Annotated in this window: 12 protein-coding genes; 6 read left to right on the top strand and 6 right to left on the bottom strand. The window is 40.6% G+C overall.

Annotation, left to right across the window (positions count from 1 at the left end):
* Positions 1 to 81 precede the first annotated feature (81 nt).
* Positions 82 to 4,011 carry an InlB B-repeat-containing protein gene (locus AAA970_RS17725; protein ID WP_338238227.1) on the top strand — a complete coding sequence of 1,310 codons (3,930 nt, stop codon included), beginning with the start codon at positions 82 to 84 and terminating at the stop codon, positions 4,009 to 4,011.
* A gap of 1,110 nt (positions 4,012 to 5,121) precedes the next feature.
* Here AAA970_RS17725 and AAA970_RS17720 read toward each other — a convergent pair.
* The 3 genes from AAA970_RS17720 to AAA970_RS17710 form a co-directional block, all read right to left on the bottom strand.
* A complete protein-coding gene (locus AAA970_RS17720; protein ID WP_338238226.1) occupies positions 5,122 to 5,253 on the bottom strand; it encodes a hypothetical protein in 132 nt (43 codons plus the stop codon).
* A 287-nt stretch (positions 5,254 to 5,540) separates the two neighbouring features.
* Entirely contained in the window at positions 5,541 to 6,662 is a 1,122-nt protein-coding gene (locus tag AAA970_RS17715) for a DEAD/DEAH box helicase (RefSeq protein WP_338238225.1), read from the bottom strand.
* Between the two features lie 531 nt (positions 6,663 to 7,193).
* On the bottom strand, positions 7,194 to 7,616 hold the full coding sequence (locus AAA970_RS17710; protein ID WP_338238224.1) for a hypothetical protein: 423 nt from the start codon (positions 7,614 to 7,616) through the stop codon (positions 7,194 to 7,196).
* A gap of 677 nt (positions 7,617 to 8,293) precedes the next feature.
* On the opposite strand from AAA970_RS17710, the gene AAA970_RS17705 reads away from it, so the two are divergent.
* Positions 8,294 to 8,842: a hypothetical protein gene (locus tag AAA970_RS17705; RefSeq protein WP_338238223.1), complete on the top strand. Its 549-nt coding sequence runs from the start codon at positions 8,294 to 8,296 to the stop codon at positions 8,840 to 8,842.
* Between the two features lie 303 nt (positions 8,843 to 9,145).
* Here the strand turns inward: AAA970_RS17705 and AAA970_RS17700 are convergent, their stop codons facing one another.
* A complete protein-coding gene (locus tag AAA970_RS17700; RefSeq protein ID WP_338238222.1) occupies positions 9,146 to 9,628 on the bottom strand; it encodes a TonB-dependent receptor plug domain-containing protein in 483 nt (160 codons plus the stop codon).
* Positions 9,629 to 10,068: 440 nt separating this feature from the next.
* On the opposite strand from AAA970_RS17700, the gene AAA970_RS17695 reads away from it, so the two are divergent.
* From AAA970_RS17695 to AAA970_RS17680, 4 genes are all read left to right on the top strand, one after another.
* Positions 10,069 to 11,964 carry a sodium:solute symporter family protein gene (locus AAA970_RS17695; protein WP_338238221.1) on the top strand — a complete coding sequence of 632 codons (1,896 nt, stop codon included), beginning with the start codon at positions 10,069 to 10,071 and terminating at the stop codon, positions 11,962 to 11,964.
* An 11-nt stretch (positions 11,965 to 11,975) separates the two neighbouring features.
* The gene (locus tag AAA970_RS17690) at positions 11,976 to 12,947 is read left to right on the top strand and encodes a glycoside hydrolase family 130 protein (RefSeq protein ID WP_060688505.1); all 972 of its coding nucleotides are present in this window, start codon (positions 11,976 to 11,978) and stop codon (positions 12,945 to 12,947) included.
* A gap of 1,229 nt (positions 12,948 to 14,176) precedes the next feature.
* Positions 14,177 to 15,442: a group II intron reverse transcriptase/maturase gene (gene ltrA / locus AAA970_RS17685; RefSeq protein WP_338236943.1), complete on the top strand. Its 1,266-nt coding sequence runs from the start codon at positions 14,177 to 14,179 to the stop codon at positions 15,440 to 15,442.
* A gap of 464 nt (positions 15,443 to 15,906) precedes the next feature.
* The gene (locus AAA970_RS17680) at positions 15,907 to 16,890 is read left to right on the top strand and encodes a hypothetical protein (protein WP_338238220.1); all 984 of its coding nucleotides are present in this window, start codon (positions 15,907 to 15,909) and stop codon (positions 16,888 to 16,890) included.
* A gap of 1,045 nt (positions 16,891 to 17,935) precedes the next feature.
* On the opposite strand, the gene AAA970_RS17675 is transcribed toward AAA970_RS17680, so the two are convergent.
* Both AAA970_RS17675 and AAA970_RS17670 read right to left on the bottom strand, forming a co-directional pair.
* A complete protein-coding gene (locus AAA970_RS17675; RefSeq protein ID WP_338238219.1) occupies positions 17,936 to 19,063 on the bottom strand; it encodes a transposase in 1,128 nt (375 codons plus the stop codon).
* A 132-nt stretch (positions 19,064 to 19,195) separates the two neighbouring features.
* Positions 19,196 to 20,308 (bottom strand): lactonase family protein, encoded by a 1,113-nt coding sequence (locus AAA970_RS17670; protein ID WP_338238218.1) that lies wholly within the window; start codon positions 20,306 to 20,308, stop codon positions 19,196 to 19,198.
* Between the last annotated feature and the right edge of the window lie 296 nt (positions 20,309 to 20,604).

Here is a 20,604-nt window from a genome sequence, read left to right as displayed (position 1 = left end):
GTTAATCAGGCTTTGTCTTCTACTTATATCAATGCTAAAACTTTTATGCTATAATTTTTAAACCTTATAACCTTTATGCTTATGAAATTTAATTATTATTTATTTTTATTGATTACTCTTTTCTGGAGTGGTCAGGCCTTTGCACGTACGCAGCCTCCAGGGGCCGGTACCTTGGAAGATCCTTATCAGATTTCTGAACTTGACCATTTGAAGTGGTTATCCCTGGGAGATGTAAGCATCGGATTTGAGCCAGTACTTACTTCCGAGGCAAGTGACAATCGTTTCTCCGCCCACTATATTCTGATGGAGGATATTGATTGTAGTGGCTGGGATGAATTTGAGGCCATCGGTGGAACAGGTGTTTTTAGTGGAACTTTTAATGGTAACGCGCACACGATTTCTAATCTTCTTATTTCTAAAGAGTCTGCAACCTACAATTCGTTTTTTACCGGGACGTCCAGTAATACCGTCATTAAAAAGCTTGGTCTTATTGATGTCAGTGTAAGTGGAGCGAAAACCTGTGCGGCCCTAATAGGACGAATGGGTTCAGGGCATGTATCTGAGGTTTATGTTACCGGAACGGTTAGCCAGGTGACTACCGATAGCAATCCTACTGTAGCGGTAGGTGGTATGATTGGTGCTCTGGCCGGTGGTATTGTAGAGGATTGTTTCGCTGATGTGGCGGTAACAGGTAAAAATTGTGCTGGTTTTATTGGAACACAATCCTGGGGAGAAGTCACCACTTCCTATTCTATTGGTTCAGTAACAGCGACAGAGACGGCTCATGGTTTTTCTTATAGTTGGGATGGATCTATTTCTCAATGTTATTGGGATAAAGAAACCAGTGGAGTAACTACTTCCAGAGGCTTGGATGATGCGTATGGATTGACTACGGCTGAATTTGCTTCTCATGGAAATTTCATCGGCTTTGATTTTGATATGGTTTGGGAAATGGCAAACGGCCGCCCTCAGTTTTTGTGGGGTATTTATGATGTCGTGTTGACGGTAAGAGCAGTGCCGGAATGGGCCATGGATTATGTTGGTGGATTCGGCGGTTATAATGAAGGAGATTCCTTCAATCCTATGACGGGGGCGCCCGGAGTAGGCCCGGCAACTGGTTATAAATTTGTCAAATTTACTGCAGATGATGATCCTACCTATGAAAATACAGCCCCAATGCTTTTTGGTAGTGTTAGTAAAGACATGCCACAAAATTATGTAGCACACTTCGAAGAAGATTGGGCTTACGAGAATGGGGACGGAACAGCACAGAACCCTTATCAAATCACCTCAGCGAGGGAGTTGGAATTTTTATCTAATATTCCGGCCTTAAGAGATCAGCATTTTATTCTGATGAATGATTTGGATATTAATGTTCCAGGCGGATATATGGGCGAAGGTTTTACGCCTATTGGAAATGAACACGCCCCTTTTGAAGGCACATTTAATGGGAATGGTCATACTATTTCAGGATTATATATTGATCGTCCAGGGGAAGATAATGTGGGATTATTCGGCTTGGTAAAAAAACAGGCTCAAATTACACAATTGGCGGTTAAGGCCAACAAGGTTAATGGAGCAAATAATGTAGGAATTTTGGTGGGTAAGATTGAAGGTGCTGCAGAGGTTTCATTTTGCTATACACTTGGATCTGTTGATGGAGAAGAGAATACTGGTGGATTGATTGGACTGGTAGAAGTGGGAAGTGTAAAGTCATGTTATAGCGGGGCAAATGTTTCTGGAGCTAACTATGTAGGCGGAGTAATAGGTACGATAAAATTGGCTGTAGCTGATGAGTTAATCGCTTTTGGAGAAGTTTCTGGTGCTAATACGGGAGGAGTTGTCGCAATGAACGATCAGGGTGTAGTACTGGATGTGTTCTGGGATAAGGAACTGACCAATCAGACGACCTCTTCAGGCTCAATGGATGACCACGGGCTAACCACTGTAGAGATGGCAGATCAGGCTAATTTCATTAATTTTAATTTCAATGCAAATTGGGAAATGGCCACTATTGAGGATATTGATTCAAATCAACGCCCATATTTGCAATGGCAGCTTTATGATAGCTTTATTACGGTTCAATCCAATTTTGCATTGGGTGTGAAAAGCCTGAGTGGAGAAGGAGGAATAGCCGAGGGAGCCGAGGTAACTCTATCTGTAGAACCCCAGTTTGGTTATCGTTTTGTGGAATGGATTGTAGATGGTGCGGCCGTTTCAGAGGTGAATCATACTTTTACTTTTCAGGCAGGAATGAGTCCTGTTATTGAATTGGTTCTGGAAGAGGATTTTACTTTTTCAGGAGGAGATGGTTCTTTCAATAGTCCTTATCAAATCACCACATTGGAGCAGTTGGCTTATCTAAGTTATGTAGAGTCTATTAAAGCTGATAATTTTATTATCATGAATGATATCGACGCTAGTGAGACCGCTGATTGGCACAGCGGCGATGGATTCCTGCCCATTCGAAATGTTGCTGGCCAGATCGATGGCGGAGGAAATCAGATCAGCGGGTTAGTGATCAACAGACCAGCTGAAAGTAAAGTTGGTTTCATTGGTGAAGGAGTAGAGGTGTTTTTGAAAAATTTACATATCGTAGATGCTGAAATCAAGGGTTGGGATTATGTAGGTGGTTTAGTAGGGATTACGGATGCAGGTACGATAGAAAATGTTAGCTTTTCCGGAAGTATTGAAGCCAAAAATTATGCTGGTGGACTGATAGGGAAAAGTGGAGAAGCATTTGTGACCAAATCTTTTACAGCAGGTATTCTCAGGGGACAAACTTATTTGGGTGGATTCGTAGGGCATGCTGTAGGTACTATCGAAATATGTTATTCGAATATGGATGTGGTGGATGGATATGCATTTGTAGGAGGGTTTATTGGCCAGCTGGATGGTCAAGGACAAGTGTTAAATGCTTTTGCAACTGGTAAAGTACAGGGTTCCACTATTATTGAAAATACGCCGACGGGTGCTTTTGCCGGGGCAATTGGTGACGGAACCCCATGGTCTTGGACATTTGCGGCCAATGTTTATGCCACAGGTGAAATTTCCGGTCTGCCCCCTGTAAACGATGCGCTTAAAGGTTTAGCCGGATTAGGAGCTCCAGGAAATTCTTATTTTGACAGGGAAACAACTAAAGTGACTCCACTAGGGGGTGATTCTTCCGCTTTGTTTACGTCCGAATTTGGAGCTGAGGCCAGCTTTATAGGGTGGGATTTTGATAATACCTGGGAAATTACCACTCTCACTTCCATTGATTCCAATCCTCGTCCTTATTTGAAAGCTTTTGCTTTCCATGCAATCACTGTTGATGCGGGAGCAAATGGATCTATTAGTCCGGTAAATGTTTCTGTTCCAAATGGAGAGGATCAAACTTTTACTATTATTCCTAGTGATGGCTATCACATTGCAACGCTTTCAGTTGACGGTGTGGAGATAGATGTTGTGGATACTTATACATTTACGAATGTCACTACTTCTCACACTATAGCAGCTACTTTTGAGATAAATGAATATGCTTTCAATATTGTTCAAGAGGGAGAAGGTTTTATTAAAATAGATGATGTTGAAGTATCGGGGGATATTTCAGTAAATCATGGGACTAAGGTTTATTTAGAATTTAAGCCTGAGGCGGGATACAGCCTGGGAGCCGTAATGTTTAATGAGGTTGAAATTGATCAGGATGAATTCGATATCTCCGGTGGCGTTTATTCCTGGACAACCCCTGCTTTCATTGAAGCTTCGTCTTTCAAAGTAGTATTTGACCGCATGCTTTCAGCAGGTGTTGAGGTAGCTCCGGTAGTTTATCCAAACCCGACGAAAGGGCAATTGAATATCACGAGCTTAACAGCCGGAGCTGAAGTGAAAGTATTGAATGCTTCCGGTCAGTTGGTATTCAGCACTATTGCTACTGCAGAGGAAATGAAACTTTCTTTAGCCCATTATCCGAATGGTTTGTACCATGTGGTAGTAGAAGGCAAAGGAAGCTTTAAAGTAATTAAAGATTAAAGTATAAGGTTAAGAGTAAGGGTAACCCTTATAGGCTGTCGGTTTTCCGGCAGCCTTTTTTTGGAGGAGCATTTTGATTAAATAAGGCTTATCGGGTTGCAATAATAAGTAGTCAGGATTAGGAAGCAATCTGATTTAAACCGGGTTATTTCTGCCTAAATCCTCGTTTAACTGAAAGGCGGTAGAATGAAGGGATTTTTTCTATTTAAGGGTTTTTCCAACGAAACAGATGAATGCTGAAAAAGTAATTTTGCCCAAATTTGGGCTATGAATAAATTATCAAATTCAGCTTTATTAGTCTGGAGGTAAGGTGTTTTTGGTGAGTTGCTGAATCTAGGGGTGAATAATTTAGCTTAGAGTGTGTTTGCTCCTCACCGCAACAGGATTCAATTGGAATTATTTTGGGTGTTTTAATGAAATTTTTTGATTCCTAGCGCTGCTATTCCTTTCAGATATTAGGGGTGATTTTTTTTCTAGTAGAAGAGGCTTTCCAGCGGTTTTAGATCGCAGACAGTACACATGACCAATGACACAGGTTTGATACATGAGCCGGACTTTATGATTGGAACAATTTCTTGCCCCTGATTTTAATCTTGGGGCAAGGAACCATGGGGGACTTTGGAGAGAGTTTTTTGCCACGAATGACCCGAATTTTCCCGAATGATTTTATATGAATTTTTGGGTCCGGTCTTTCGCAGCTTCCCTGGTCTTCGTGTTACAGCGAGCCGTGCGAGCATCACTAAGACCCACTACTAAATTGTAAAGTCCGGTAGGGTAGAGTACTCGCTTCCAAATGCGATGGATTCGTGAAATTGAAACCACGAATGAACACGAAATTAACACTAATTTTTCTTTGCTGAAGGGTTTTAGATCGCAGGCAGCATACTCAACCAATGCCATAGGTTTTGATAAATAAGCCGGACTTTATGATTGGAACAATCTCTTGCCCCTGATTTTAATCTTGGGGCAAGGGACCCTTGGGGATTTTGGAGAGAATTTTTTGCCACAAATTTCACAAAATTAGACGAATTATTTTGAGCATGGATTTGGAAATACAATAGGATGTTTTTTTTCACACCAACAAGTCGGCCTTGATCAATGGGCGGAAAGTCATGGGTTCTGCTGACGATAAGAAGGCATCACAGCCTTATTTCCATGAAATCCTTTTCCGTTCGCATCATTTTCAAATAAGGCCTTGATGGATTCCGTCAGCAGGTTCCATGTCCCGCCAACATTGATCACAGCCTTGATTTTTTTGTTTCGTTTTTTATCAAGAAAAAATGAAAAGGAATTTCGTGAAGCTTGAAGGGGCGGTGGGATTTTTTAGCCACAGATTTCGCAAATTTTCCCGAATTATTTTTTCGAGCTAAAACTGTTTTAACCTGCCGCCGTGCCTTTGAAATTTAGATAATGTTGTTGCCGTGGGAAAGGGATATGCCGGGGAAGCCCAAGCTTTGGGAGGTCTTGGTTTATCTGAACCGCAAAATGAGCAAAAAAAATCCCCAACCTTAGGGTTGAGGATCAGTCTATTATTTTCCTTTGGATTCGCTGATTTTGATTTTCAACTTGTCCGCAATATGTTCGAGTCTTCTCAATTCATTCGGAAGGATCAAACTTAGGGAAAGTCCTTTCTTACCGGCACGGCCTGTTCTTCCGGAACGGTGAGTATAATACTCCATTTTTTCCGGTAACTGGTAATGCACCACATAGGCGATATCATGTACGTCTATTCCACGTGCAAAAATATCAGTAGCCACCAGGATTTGAAGGCGCTGCTTGCGGAAGGCGCGCATCACCTTGTCTCTTTCCTGTTGATCCAGATCTCCCTCAATGGCACCGGTCAGATAACCGAATTCATTCAGCTTTTCTGCCAGTTCTCTTACCGCCATTTTGGTTTTGCAGAAGATCACCCCTCTGTCCTGGCCCTGGCGGCCCATGAAGTCGGTCAACATGCGGAACTTATCGGCATGCTTACTGTACAGCTTGTATTTATGGTTAATGTCCTTGTTTACCCGGTTTTTAGAGTCAATTTCTACTCTTCTTACCGAAGGATCCATATTTTTCTTGATCAGTACCTCGATTTCCTGTGGCATTGTAGCCGAAAATAACCAGGTATCCGTATTCTTAGGCACGAATTCCAGGATCTCATCGATCTCTTTTTTGAATCCCATGCTCAGCATTTCATCTGCTTCATCCAGAATAACGGTTTTTACCTGACGCAAATCCACTGCACTGCGGTCAATTAAATCTTTCAAGCGTCCGGGAGTCGCCACGATGATATGCGTCTGGCGTTTTAGGTTTTCCATTTGTTTCACAATTGGAAAACCACCATATACTGATTCAGTAAAAATCTTGTCTGTATATTTTGTGAATTTGAAAAGCTGCTTGGCAATCTGCTGACAAAGTTCACGGGTAGGCGCCAAAATTAAGCCCTGTGGCTTTTTCATTTTTGGCTGTATGCGCTGTAGAAGTGGTAATCCGAAAGCGGCCGTTTTACCGGTTCCGGTTTGGGCAAGTCCTACAAAGTCATGCCCAGACTCCATCAGCAAAGGAATGGTCTGCTCCTGAATAGGGGTGGGGCGTTTAATATTAATATCTGCCAGACCCTTGACCAGGTCTTCTTTAATTCCTAATTCGGCGAATGTGCTCAATGTTCTATCCTTTTAATAGTTCGCCGCAAAGATAACCAAAATTATGCCCAATTCTTGGCTTGTCCGGAGTATATTTAATCTTATAGGGAAATCATGTCCTGAGCTCCTGTAAAGGGGAAATAAAAAAGGCCTTCTAATGAAGACCTGTAGCTGCTGATTGAAATGCTCTGGCATTTTACCATTCCAAAGAGCGTATTTTCTTGATTTAGAGGGTGTTTAAAAGTCAAAATTTGTAGCTGGATGGTATGCTTTTAAAACCGCTCTAAGGCCTTAATGATGATGGTTAAACTATAGCAGGCACCGAACATTATTTAACCCGAATTATTCACTGCTAGATTTAGTGAATTACTTTAGCTAACTTATTGTCAATGCGCTACATTTGTTTCTGCTGATTTTTGTATAGCCCAAATTTGGGTAAGCTTGCTTTCTCCTCATTCATCTGCTTCGTTGGAAAAAACTCGAAATAGGAAACTATTCCTTCATTTTTCCCGCCTTGCAGCTAAAAGCGGATTGAAGCATGAATTATCCGGGTTAATATTGGATTTTGATATCCTCCGGTCTATTTTCAAAAATTTTCATTTGTGCCCGGTGGTGGTCCTCGGCTCCTTCTATCACCATTTGCAAATACCTTTGGCCATCATTAGCTTCCAACTGGGCCGCTCCTCCCCATAAATCCTGATTGCCGGCAACATATTCAATGTTCCAGCCCTTAGCTCGTAATGCTCTGGCATATTCTTCAATGCCTGACTTGGCATTTCCCTCAAAGGAAAATTCCCACGCACCCTGTTTTTCATTTATTTCTGTCCCGATGAGTTCCATCCCGGAGGGCAGAGGAACGCCATGGGTTAATTTGCTGGGCCCATTTACTTCAAAAGTTCCTTTATTATCTGCTGATGCTACAGAGATACCGATGGAATAAAACAAAATGATGAGGAAGAATGCGATCTTTTTCATGGTAGTAACTATTTGATAATTCATTACTTACCAAAACTTTACCAATTTTTAATCCTGAGCGAAATTTTGTTAAAATTTGAGCAAAAAAAAGACCTGACTGAAAAAGACAGGCCTCTTATAGGTTGGTTGGATGTGTTTATCTTTAGCGCATTGTTTCAAATATTTGCGCATGTAATCTTGATTGTGTTTTTTATAAAAGAATTCGACCTTGCGTGTTGTGAATGCAAGTTTATTTTCCTTTATTTTCTGTAAAGGTATACAAATATCATAAAACTAACCATGATAAATGTTGGGAATTTGATTAAATGGCAAAAATAATAATATTCACATAATCGTACTAAAGGAGGGGTAATGGTCGTTTTTTGGCTTTAGGGGATCATTTTTGGATATATAGCTTAGATCAGGGAGGGATGTTTTACAATTTATTTGAAGTGTAACTTCTGCCTTTTTTTTCTTGGGGAACTGTATTATCGAAAAATATTACATCTACCGATACGGATGTACTTTTCTGGAAGAAAATCAATTTTTTTGATGCGATAAAGGACGCGCTGTTTATTAAATTCCCATTATAAGGTTTTTGGGTCTATCAAAATTGATATCCGCAGGAGTGGTGTCTAAAAAGCGGATAATTAGTTGGTTCAAATTCCCGGAGGATTTTTTTTAAAAGTGATTTCCATATGAAAATTTATGCCATCTTTTTTCTAAGCCTTTTTTTAATGTTGTCCTGCATGCCTTCGGTTCAGCCATTATTCAATGAGCAAGATTTGGAGACTAATGATCAATTTTTAGGGTTATGGAGTACCACCGATTTTAGTGAGCAATGGGAAGTGCGGGAGGAAGGGAAAAATTCTTACCTCCTGTATTGTTTGGACGATTCCAGCCCCATGGTACTTAAGGGACATCTTTTGAAAATTGCAGGTGAGTGGTTTCTGGATATTTTTCCCAGTGAAGAGCAAATAGGGACTGCGGGCCTACTTTTTTTGCCCATGCATTCTTTTTATAAAGTAGAAATTGGAGAATTAAATTTAAAAGTATTTGCTCCGGATGAAACCCAATGGCGGCTATACATGCAACAAGCAAAAGGAAGAGGCCTGGCACATACTTTTCTTCCGGAAGGGCAACTTTTGTTGACCGCTTCTCCGGCTGAGTTGCAAAAGTTCATTCGGAAGTATCCAACCAAGGAACTTTTCTCAGATTCGACTAATTTTATTCGGTTGGTTAACTGATTTTCGACTTACCGCGTGCTTAAATTCTCGTTTAGCTGCAAGGCAGGAAAAATGAAGCAACAGCTCCCTGTTTCAAGTTTTTTCCAAGGAAGCAGGTGAATGTGGAGAAAGCAAACTTGGCTCAATTTGGGCTATTATAAATCGAAGAATTTCTCATAACAAACTGGGCAAAAGTCACCTGCGTTTGTTTGGTGAATAATTCGGATTAAATGAGATGTACTCCCTTTTGAACAATGTTTCCATCCCCAGACACTTCCAGCAGTTTTGTCTTTATTCTAGCAAATTATAGGCCGGGTAGCTCCATTATTTAGTCTCAATTAAAATCACGCCATTGGCTCCTCTCACCCCATAAATAGAAGTGGAAGCAGCATCTTTTAAAATGGTTATTTTTTTAATTTCATTGGGCGATAAATTTGGATTTTGACTTTGAGGAATCCCATCCACTACAAAGAGGGGGCTGCCATCACCATAAACAGATCCTACCCCCCGAATGCTCATGTCACTGTTCATGCCCGGCATGCCTTGTTGTTGTATACTGACACCTGCAACCTGCCCCTGCAAAGCGGTGGCTAAGTCCGCAGTACCTAATTGCGTCAAATTTTCCCCATCTACCACCTCTATTGCTCCGGAAATTAGTTTTTCCTCAGTGCTGCCATAGCCAATATTTACGGGCTGCTGGATGAGTTCATGGTAACGCGCCAAAATTTCATCCATGAACGTTTTTTGTTGGGCCCAGCAGAACAATGGCGATACTAACATCAAAAAGAGAAATAGGAAGCGTTTCATAAGGGTGGGGTTGGTAGACTGTTTAAGATGTCCATTATTTTGTAAAGTTGAGAAAAAAAATTGAGGGAATTTTATAGGGGCAAAAATAATTGTCAAGTTTGAATTTATAGGGTTGTTGGTGTTTTTTCTGAATTATGTTTTTTATCTCTAAAGTCAATAAATTTTTAAAATATAGTTTTTTTTAGATCCTGGTTTTTGCATGGTCTAGCGGCTTCGAGGATGAAAAAGGGAATCGTAAATAATCATAGCGTTTTTGAAGCAGGGTTATCCGGAATTGAGAAGTCGTATTTTACTCCCTGGTTTTTTGGCGTTTTTTGCTGAATTATGAATTTAATTCCCATTTTTCGGGGATGTAATCTGCATGTAAGCCTGCATATATGTGGGCAGCTAAGCGTTTTCGGAGATATTAGAGGCCTATTCTTGATCGCAAATCTGTTGCTATGAATTTATCTCAGTGGGACCTATTGATTATAGTCCTGTATATTTTGGTTACCGTTTTAATCGGTTATTTTATCTCGAAGCGTGCATCGCAGAATTTAGATAATTATTTTTTAGGAGGGAAGACAATTCCCTGGTACATTCTTGGCGTCTCCAATGCATCGGGTATGTTTGATATTACCGGGACGATGTGGATGGTCTCTCTGGCCTTTATTTATGGGGTGAAGAGTGTCTGGATTCCCTGGCTCTGGCCGGTATGGAATCAGATTTTCCTGATGATCTTTCTGGCCGTTTGGCTGCGGCGATCCAATGTGATGACGGGAGCCGAATGGCTCAAAACCAGATTTGGAAATGGACGCGGGACGGAGATGTCACATATCGTCGTGGTCATTTTTGCCGTAATCGCAGTGATCGGTTTTATTGCCTATGGCTTTGAAGGGATTGGAAAATTTACGGCCACTTTCCTGCCATGGGATTTAAGTATGAGCATTGGAAGTTTTCAGTTGCCTTCCGAGAAGGTATATGCTATGGTGGTGATGGGCTTGACCACCATTTATGTCATTAAAGGTGGAATGTACTCGGTGGTGATGACCGAACTTTTGCAGTTCATCATTATGTCTATTGCCTGTTTGGCCATTGGTGGGGTGGCACTTTATTTAGTAGATGCCGAATTGTTGAAATCCATGGTGCCTACAGGATGGACCGACTGGCGTTTTGGATGGGAAATGGGCATTGATTGGAGTGATCGTATTCCGGCCATTAATGATAAAATCAGCGCTGATGGTTATCAAATCTTTGGGCCATTGTTTATGATGATGTTATTCAAAGGTTTTTTGGTGAGTGTGGCCGGTCCTGTGCCAAGTTATGATATGCAAAGAATTTTGGCCACTTCCACACCTAAGGAAGCGGCTAAAATGAGTGGGATTGTTTCCCTGGTGCTATTGATCCCGCGTTATCTAATGATTTTCGGATTGGCCGCTTTGGCTTTGGTGTTTCTGCAGTCTGATCTGGCTCAAATGGGGGACGCCATTGATTTTGAGCTGATTTTGCCAATGGCCGTAAAAGAGTTTATTCCGGTGGGTTTTAAGGGGCTTTTCATGGCCGGATTAATTTCTGCCTTTATGTCTACCTTTGCTGCTAATGTGAATGCGGGCCCGGCCTATATTGTGAATGACCTGTATAAAAAATATATAAAGCCGGATGCTTCTGATGCCACTTTAGTGAAGATGAGTTATGCCGCTTCTCTTTTGGTAGTGATTGTCGGAATCAGTTTTGGGTTGTTTGTAGATTCCATTGATGGCGCTTTGAAGTGGATTGTGGGAGCCTTGTTTGGGGGTTATACCGCTTCCAATATTTTGAAATGGGTATGGTGGAGATTTAATGCCTACGGTTACTTCTGGGGAATGTTGGCAGGATTGCTTTCTTCTTTGTTGGTGCCGGTATTGTTTCCCTCGGCAGGTCTGATGCTGGGCTTCCCGATCATTTTTGCCATTTCTTTCACCGTTTCTATTGTCGCTTCTTTGGCCACGCCAGCAGAAGAAATGGATGTTTTGATGAACTTTTATGGTTCGATTCGCCCATGGGGTTTTTGGGGGCCGGTGAAGAAGGCTTTAAAAGAAATTAATCCTGAATTCCAGGGGAATAAAGAATTTGGTCGTGATATGATCAATTCGGTGGTGGGAATTGTTTGGCAATTATCCCTGCACCTCATTCCTATTTACATTATCATCGGTGAGTACAAATTGGTGGCAATGGGTGTTGGCGTGCTCCTATTGACCATGGGCTTTCTAAAGAAATTTTGGTGGGACAAGCTGGAAGACTATCCTGCTGACTGGGAAACGACCAAAGCGATCATGGAAGCCCGGAAAGAAGAAAAAAATACAGTTAATAATATATAATAGATAAAGTGATGAATAGTGTTCAAATTCCTTGGGAAGATCGTCCGGAAGGTTCAAAGGCGGTAATGTGGCGATTCAGCCAGAACCCGGTAATCCCCAGGGATCTTTTGCCGGATTCCAATAGCATTTTTAATTCAGCGGTGGTGCCTTTTGAAGATGGTTTTGCTGGTGTTTTCCGTTGTGATAACACTTCTCGTCAGATGAAAATCCATGCCGGATTCTCCAAAGACGGTGTGAATTGGGACATCAACCATGAGCCGATCACTTTTGTGGAGGGCAATACGCCTTTGCTGCATTCGGAATATGCTTATGATCCGCGTGTTGTCTGGATTGAGGACCGCTATTGGGTACAGTGGTGTAATGGTTATCACGGTCCAACGATCGGGATTGCCTATACCTTTGATTTCAAAACCTTCCATCAGTGTGAAAATGCTTTTTTACCATATAATAGAAATGGCGTTTTGTTTCCGGAAAAGATCAATGGTAAATATTTGATGCTTTCCCGCCCGAGTGATACGGGACATACGCCTTTTGGCGATATCTTCCTTTCTCAGTCACCGGATATGAAATACTGGGGCGAACACCGTCATGTTATGTCTCCGGCACCATTCGAAGATTCTGCCTGGCAATGTATGAAGATTGGTGCTGGTCCGGCGCCGATCAAAACGGAAGAAGGGTGGTTGCTGATTTATCATGGCGTATTGCGTTCCTGCAATGGATACGTGTATGCGATGGGAGCAGCTCTTTTGGATTTGGAGGAGCCATGGAAAGTGTTGTATCGCTCACAGCCCTATTTATTATCTCCTCAGACGCCGTATGAGTGTATGGGAGATGTGCCGAATGTAGTTTTCCCGTGTGCGGCTTTATATGAGGAAGAAAGCGGAAAGTTAGCGGTTTATTATGGTGCGGCAGATACTGTAACTGGTTTAGCCTTTGCCTATGTTCCGGAATTATTGGATTGGTTAAAAGCAAATAGTTTGTAATAAACGTTCAATGAATTAAGGGGTTGATGCTGATGTGTCAGCCCTTTTTCATTAGCTGGCAGATTAACCCGGATTATTCAGGCTTAAATCCTCGTTTAGCTGTAAGGCGGAAAAAATGACGGAATAGTTTCCTATTTCGAGTTTTTTCCAACGAAACAGATGAATGAGGAGAAAGCAAGCTTGCCCAAATTTGGGCTATTATAAATCAAAGAAAATAAATTGTAACGAACTAAATATAAGTTAATTACGATTATTCGATTAATTTAGCGGTGAATAATTCGGGTTAATTGTTTTTGCATGGCATTCCCAGTATTTCAAAAGCCGCTCTTGCTTTAGAGTAGGTTTAAAAGCGCTCCATCCGGCTGCAAATTCGAATTATTGGAAACGATTTTGGATAATTTCTAAATAATAGCCCTGCTATTCTCTCAAAAATAATCGGGTATCGCCTCTGCAATAATCAAATTTTCGCTGCGAATTTTGGCTTTTAAACATGCTCTTTAATATTTACCAAATTATTTTTTTTGTTTACCAAAAGTTGCTCCAGTCTCTTTTCTCCCCACCTTTCTCCATCTAGCCTTTTTCTTAGGCCGGATTATTTATCCTTAAGTTCCCATTTTGCTGCGAGGCGGGAAAAATGATGGAATAGTACTTTATTTCGGTTTTTTCCCAGCGAAGCAGAGGAATGAGGAAAAAGCAAGCCTGCCCAAAGTGTGCTGTGAGTTGCTGATTGGCAACGTAACTGAAAATATGATGGATGCAGACCATCCGGTTTGGAGCTTTCAGGAGCACAAATCAAACCACTGCTAGGATTTATGGAAAGCAATTTCTATGGATGAAGCGTTAGTAGAAAAGGCTGTATAAAGCAGTCAGGTATGAATAAAGGAGATGAGCGTAAGCGAACCTACCGATGAAGTGGCGAAAAGCTAAGTTACTGTCAAAACCTATGGATTTTTGGGGCTGTAGGGATGAGTGTAGCAGCAACCTGATTACAGGCTACATGGCAGTCGTCATAAAGGGGGCATGAACTTTATTCAGGCGTATTTTCGGAACGCAGGAAGCCTGATCAAAATACTAAAGGGAAAGCACAAGTAGACAGTTTCTATAAGGCGATTACCAATGTTTGATCAGGTGGCGGATGAACTCGTATTAGTGTAGAAGCAGCTGTAATGGCAGTGGAGCGAAGGGGTTCAGTCATACTGTTTAATCATTAATTACAACTCCAAAAGAGGATGATTTTTAAGGAAGAAACAAAGAGTATTCCCATTACTAAAATGATGGTGTGGGAGGCGTACAAGCAAGTAAAGCGAAATAAAGGGGCTGCAGGTGTAGACGCGGTGAGTTTGGAGGCCTTTGATCAGGACAGGTCCAAACTACTTTACAAGCTTTGGAATAGGTTAGCCTCAGGCGCTTATTTTCCGCAGCATGTAAGACGAGTGGAAATTCCCAAAGGAGATGGTAAAACCAGACCCTTGGGGATCCCGGCAGTTAGCGATAGGATTGCGCAACAAGTAGTCAAGAATTACTTGGAGCCAAGACTGGAGCAGCAGTTTTTGGATTGTTCGTATGGATATCGGCCTGCTCGAAGTGCTCATCAAGCAATTCAAGAAGTGAGAAAACATGTTCTCAGGAATGCGTGGGTGATCGACCTAGATGTACAATCATTCTTTGAAGATGTAGATCACGCGCTGCTATACAGGGCATTGGAAAAGCACGTTCAGGAAAAATGGGTGATGCTTTACATCAAACGGTGGTTGGAAACACCCATCCAATTGAATGATGGTAGTATCATTTTGAAAGAGGGAAAAGGTACTCCTCAAGGAGGGGTAATCAGTCCTCTTTTGGCAAATTTGTATTTACATTACACGATGGATAAATGGATGCAAATCCACCACCCAGCGGTAAAGTTGGTACGATATGCTGATGATATGATCATTCATTGCCATTCACAGCGGCAAGCAGAATTTCTACTGTCTGAAATTCGTGAACGATTCAAGGCCTGTGGATTGAAGTTACATCCAGAGAAAACAAAGATAGTTTACTGCAAGAAGGACGGCAGAGGGCTGAATTATAATAAGGTTCAGTTCGATTTTCTGAGCTTTAGCTTCAGACCGATGTCAAAGAAATTGAAGCGAGGAGGGCATTTTCTGCAATTTGACTGTACCGTGAGCAGAAAAGCTAAACTTCGAATGATTAACCAAATCCGAGCACTACGCATTCGACGCAAAACAGGCGGGACTATCCAGCAAATCGCACAATCTCTAAATGATACCATCCGAGGATGGGTGAATTATTATGGGGAAGTACGATTGAAAGGTTTATCCCCAGTTTTCTATTATCTGCATCAGCGATTGATGAGTTGGGCAATGAATAAATTCAAAAGTCTAAAGGGCAGCCGTCGAAAAGCGGCCAATTTGCTCAAAAGAATAGCGAATGATTATCCTAACTTATTCTATCACTGGCCTCTGGGCTATAGTTTCTTGTGGCGCTCTGTATGACAAGAGCCGTATGAATTGAGAGGTTCACGTACGGTTCTGTGAGAAGTCAGGGGTGAAAGTCCCCTGGCTTACTCGACTTTTGGCTATTATTAAATCAGTAAATAACCCCTTATTGATTAGGAGGTTAGTGTTTTAAAATGTGTTTTTAATTTTTTCGGGGAATAATTCAGGATGGGTCTTTTTTCAACAATAGGGAAGCTATGTTTTCAAAATATATTGAGCTACAGTTAAAATATTGATTTAAATATCTATGATTTAATTTCCTATATTTATTATTGAAAGGGAGGCGATTATCGCCTTATTTTGATTGGAGTTATACTAAGATGGAACGAAATTTTTTAAAGCAATCGATCTCCATATCCCACATCGGTAAAGGGCGTTTTTGGTTTGCTGTCGTAACGGGTATTATTGGGGCCTTGGTTTTGAGTTATTTTTTTAATTATTCCCGAGAAATTTTAAGACTAATGACTCAATTTGGAGATCTGTTGGTTTTGTCGGAGGAGGAATATTATTGGAGTGATTTTTTCTTCTCTACTTTAGCAACCCTCCTTGGCTTTGGATTGACAGTCCTGATATGGTTTAGCGGTAAGAGGAGTCGAAGAGGGAGGTATAGAAGCCGATTTGTAGTAACCAATGGTTTATTCTTGCTGCTACTCCTTTTATTTTGCCTCAGTCGTTTCGGTTATATTTTGAATTTTAGCCTGTTTATCTCCAGGGGCTATGATGGGCATTTAGATCTATTGGCCGAATTTAGTAGTTTAGGTGTGCTTCTCATTATTTATGTTTTTCTGAATTTCTGGAGTTCGATACGATTTCTTTATAAGACTAAGTATGCCTTTTTTCTTTCTGTCATTTTAATAGGATTTATTTCTTTTTTCATTAACAAGACCACCGCCATTGATCGTAATATTGTCAATAACTATTATTTTTCCGGACTCCAAAATCGATTTGATTATATCAACCAAGAAATAGAAAAGGCGACTGATAAAGGTGTTTTGTTTTCAGATAGCACGCGTATCATATTGAGAAAGAAATATTCGGAACGGACTGTTCATATGGTGCGAAAATTAAAATCTGATTTTCAAAGTTCCAAAGCTATTACGCTGGATTGGTTGGTGATACAGAAAATTCTAATTCATAATCTGAATTTCCCTGAGTTGGATTTTAGTAGGAGTAATGCACAAAGATGGCCATACCCCACAGCATCTGAATTAAGAAAACAGTGGTGCCTGCAGGAAGCCAATAGTATTGAAAGGCAGCTATTGTTTGAAATCCTTCAGGAAGAAATTCAGCTATTAAATAAGCCACAATTTGGGCATGAATACCATGAGAAGCAGTGGACCCCTTACGAAATGGAAATGGATATGAGACGGAGAGTACTTGTCCGGGATATGGAACAAGTTCTTGAAGGTTTTTTACAGCTCAGAGAGGAAATCGCACCTTGTTAAAAACCAGGCCAGTTGTAGTGGAATGTAGAAAAATATTTTTACCATAGCGCGTAGATTTGTCTTCAAAAACCATCATCTAAGCTAGAATATTCAGGCATAAATCCTCTTAAGCTTAAAAACGCGAAAAATGATGGAATAATTTCTGATTTCGATTTTTATCCGACGAAGTATCTAAAAGAGGGGGAGTGTATGCTTAGAAAAATTGGGGTTATTAAAAGTCAACGAAAGTATCTGTAATGGACGAAGGAAATTTATTAACGTTAGATCTATAAATTTCGAAGTGAATAAGTCTGATAAGGAGCGTGCTTAATGGTCAAAAATTCGTAAAATAAATTTACAGTATTGCAGACGCGATACCCGATTATTTTTCGAGCATAGCATCGATATTGTTGAGGAATTATCCAAAGTCGCTTCCAATAATTTTAATTTTCAGTCGAATGGTGCGCTTTTAATTATACTCTTGCTTAGCCTATTGAATATATTAAAAAATGGGGCCTTTACCCTTCTGAAAACACCCATAAGAACTTTCTGTGAAGGGTGTTATTTCATGAAAATGAGCATTTTCGACAGCCTAGCTCTAGCTGATGCTATCGGGCATCAGCTTTTTTTTTTTAGTGCTTTCGGTTTGCTGGATTTTAATTTTACCGGGCACTTAAATGTAGGTTTTTAGAACATGTTTAATAAAATGTCGAAGTTGGGTAGAGGTGTTTATGAACGCTCATAGAAGTTCTGATCGGTTTTTTTAGTCTAAATAGATAGCTTAATTTTTTTTGTTTAAAATTAATCATTAGGAAAATTGTGATTAAATAATTTAATTAAAGACATTCTTTTATGAAATAATCGATTATTGAAGGAAAAATGAAAGGAGGGGAAGGCTCATAATTTTCTTATCACCCATCATTATTTATAGTATTATGCCAACTCGATCTAACAGTTTTGGATTCAAAATCCTTTATTTCCCCTTAACGAAAATACTTATTGGTATGACGGTAATGGTGGTCCTATACAATCTGTCCACCTCTTTATTAGCTGATTTGCCATATAGCTAGACATTTATTGATTTGGGGCAAATTTTCCGATCATGGCTTAAGAAGTGAATCAGGATATACTCGCCCCAATTTTCTATTCTGTAATCAGCTTCTGCGATGCATTCGACTCCTTTTCGAAAAACGGAAATGGATCTGTACCTTTTACCATTGGCATAAGTTTTCAGACTAACACTTTTGTACTTTTTCAACCCATGAGCTATGGATACCGAATATGCAAAAACGACAATAGCCATCATTAACCGGCATCTATCTGCTCCCTGAACATTCATTTTTTCAAGGTCAAAACCATTGGTCTTCAAATGTCTGAAACATGTCTCAATTTGCCATCGCTTCCGATAGTCCTCAGCTACTTTATATGCGTTTTTAGATAGATTTGTCAGAAGGAAAATCACAGGTTCCTTTTCCGCATCTTCACTTTTCTTGATGACCATCCGGCAATTGTCTCCGGCTTCAAACTTCATCTTAGCGGACATCGTTTTGCCCTTCACCTTACTATTTATGACTTTTGAAATCATTTGCGCTTTCGTCATAGATTTTTCATTCCACTGATTCTTAAAGTTGCATTCTTTTACCCGAAGCACATATTTAAAGCCGTTATCCTCAAGGTATTTGATGAATTTCTGTCCTGCGTATTCACGATCAGCCAAGAGAATTTTGCCTTCAAGATTGAATAACTTTGACGCCTCTTCAAGCAACTGAATTCTTTCTTCCTGATTACTGATGCCCTTCTTTTCCAGATTCATGAAATAGATCGGCACAGCTACTCCATTATACAAAATGGCCAAGGTCATGAAATGAAAAGTGCGATCCCCTTGCTTCCAACTGGTGCCATCCACCATCAAAAAATCCCCACCTTTATGCATATGCATGGCGGATAATTGCAATAGATCTCTCCATAAATGGGTGTCAGAATATTCCGTAAATATCCGGGTTAAGCGTTTGTAATGACCAAAGGCGGAAGTACTCTGATTTTCTAAAATACTACCTATGCAATCTTTCACTTTATTAAGACACACGGTTCCTTTTTGGATGATGCCTAAACTTAAAGCGAGTACATTTTTCCAGCAAGCTTTGCCCCATTTTGGAAATTGTTGCGTAAGTTTGTCGTGAAGCGAATCGAACATAGATCTTTGTTGGCGTTGGAACCCAAAGTTACTATTGTTGATTCGCTTTTTACGTTTTTAGGCAAAAATGTCTAGCTGTATGGTAAAGGAGCTTATTTTTTTGTGATGATTATCCCAACGCTAAAGCCTGGTTTAATCCACAATTTTCACACAACTTATGGATTTCGGACCTGCAAATTGTTTTATGAATTCAAGTTTACCGTTTTCCTGATCTCTTTCAAATAACACCAAATCATCACTGTCCTGGTTGGCTACCACCAACCATTTTCCATCAGATGAAAGGTCAAAATCTCGCGGTGTTTTTCCCATCGTTGGGACCATTGCATTTAAATGTAGTTTTTCCTGATGAGCATCAAAAGAAAAATGAGCGATGGTATGATTACTTCTGATTCCCATATATAAATGTTTCCCCTCAGGGGATATTTTCAGGGCAGAGGCCGATGCATCTCCATTTGTTGGTAGATCTTTTATTGTGACGCAAGCCCCGATCCAATGCCATGCTCCCTTTGTTCTCTTTAGCATCGTCAGGCGTCCCTTTAATTCTTCTGACACGAAGGCATAGGGTAGTTCAGGGTGGAAGCAAAGGTGTCTTGGTCCGCTACCAGCAGGCATCTTTATTTTGGTCGTTTCCTGATACTTTTTATTCGGAGAAAGTACAGAGATTTCATCCGCTCCTAAATTTGGAACGAAGATTTTATGCGCTCCAGGCTCAGGAATACACATATGTGCGTGGGGCCCTTCCTGCCGGAAAGGATTAGAACCCGTCCCGATAAGGCAGGCTTCTTCACTGGCCTGTTGTACAGCCCCCTGCTCATTCACCGGGAAAAATAAAACATTGCCGGTCTCATAACAGGCTATCGCCACTTTTTGCTCCTGTTCCAAAAACTGAATATGACAAGGTAGCCCCCCGCAAATAGGAACGGCATTTATCGGGTGTAGTCCTTCATCCGTGATTTTATAAGATCTTAACTGTGGAGCCTTGGTTTTCAATACCTCCTCAAAAGTAAAGAGAAAACGTCTGTCCGTGCTAATACATAAATATGCTGCATTACGCACATAACTTTGGTGTAACTCACGGAGTAATCCAGCTTTTTGGGAAAGCGAAAAAATAGTCAGGCCACCTCCATGACCTTTTAAATCTCCGGATACCGTTTCGGTGTAAGCGCCGGTAAAAATAGTCAATTGCTTCATATAGGGACTAAAGTAGTAATCAAAGGAGCTCTCATAGGAGAATTTTCGTGTCAATATATAGGGGTGTTTTCAATAATATTCCGCAAACCCTATTGGGACACCAATTAGTTATTGAAAGGGATAGAGATTATTCATTAATAGTCTGGTTATTTATCCCATTAACCGGCAAGCTCCCTGGCGACACTTTACCTTTTCTTGAATAATTTCAGCTTTTGACCATGCACAGATGCCCTGTAATAAAGGCTAAAGTTTGGCTTTCTTTCAAAAAAACGTCATACCTCTCTTTTGTAAATGGGATAAAATCAATCGTTTACGGATATTTTGTAATTATCGGTGATTTTTTTTTGTGA

Source organism: Persicobacter diffluens (assembly GCF_036244895.1).
In the GTDB taxonomy this organism is placed as follows: Bacteria; Bacteroidota; Bacteroidia; order Cytophagales; family Cyclobacteriaceae; genus Persicobacter; species Persicobacter diffluens.
This window is presented reverse-complemented; position numbering and strand designations above follow the sequence as displayed.

Bases quoted from the DNA above. Each gene is read 5' to 3' on its own strand.
- AAA970_RS17725 (WP_338238227.1), top strand. From the start codon at position 82: ATGAAATTTAATTATTATTTATTTTTATTGATTACTCTTTTCTGGAGT.
- AAA970_RS17695 (WP_338238221.1), top strand. From the start codon at position 10,069: ATGAATTTATCTCAGTGGGACCTATTGATTATAGTCCTGTATATTTTG.
- AAA970_RS17705 (WP_338238223.1), top strand. From the start codon at position 8,294: ATGAAAATTTATGCCATCTTTTTTCTAAGCCTTTTTTTAATGTTGTCC.
- AAA970_RS17710 (WP_338238224.1), bottom strand. From the start codon at position 7,616: ATGAAAAAGATCGCATTCTTCCTCATCATTTTGTTTTATTCCATCGGT.
- AAA970_RS17675 (WP_338238219.1), bottom strand. From the start codon at position 19,063: ATGTTCGATTCGCTTCACGACAAACTTACGCAACAATTTCCAAAATGG.
- ltrA (WP_338236943.1), top strand. From the start codon at position 14,177: ATGATTTTTAAGGAAGAAACAAAGAGTATTCCCATTACTAAAATGATG.
- AAA970_RS17690 (WP_060688505.1), top strand. From the start codon at position 11,976: ATGAATAGTGTTCAAATTCCTTGGGAAGATCGTCCGGAAGGTTCAAAG.
- AAA970_RS17680 (WP_338238220.1), top strand. From the start codon at position 15,907: ATGACTCAATTTGGAGATCTGTTGGTTTTGTCGGAGGAGGAATATTAT.
- AAA970_RS17700 (WP_338238222.1), bottom strand. From the start codon at position 9,628: ATGAAACGCTTCCTATTTCTCTTTTTGATGTTAGTATCGCCATTGTTC.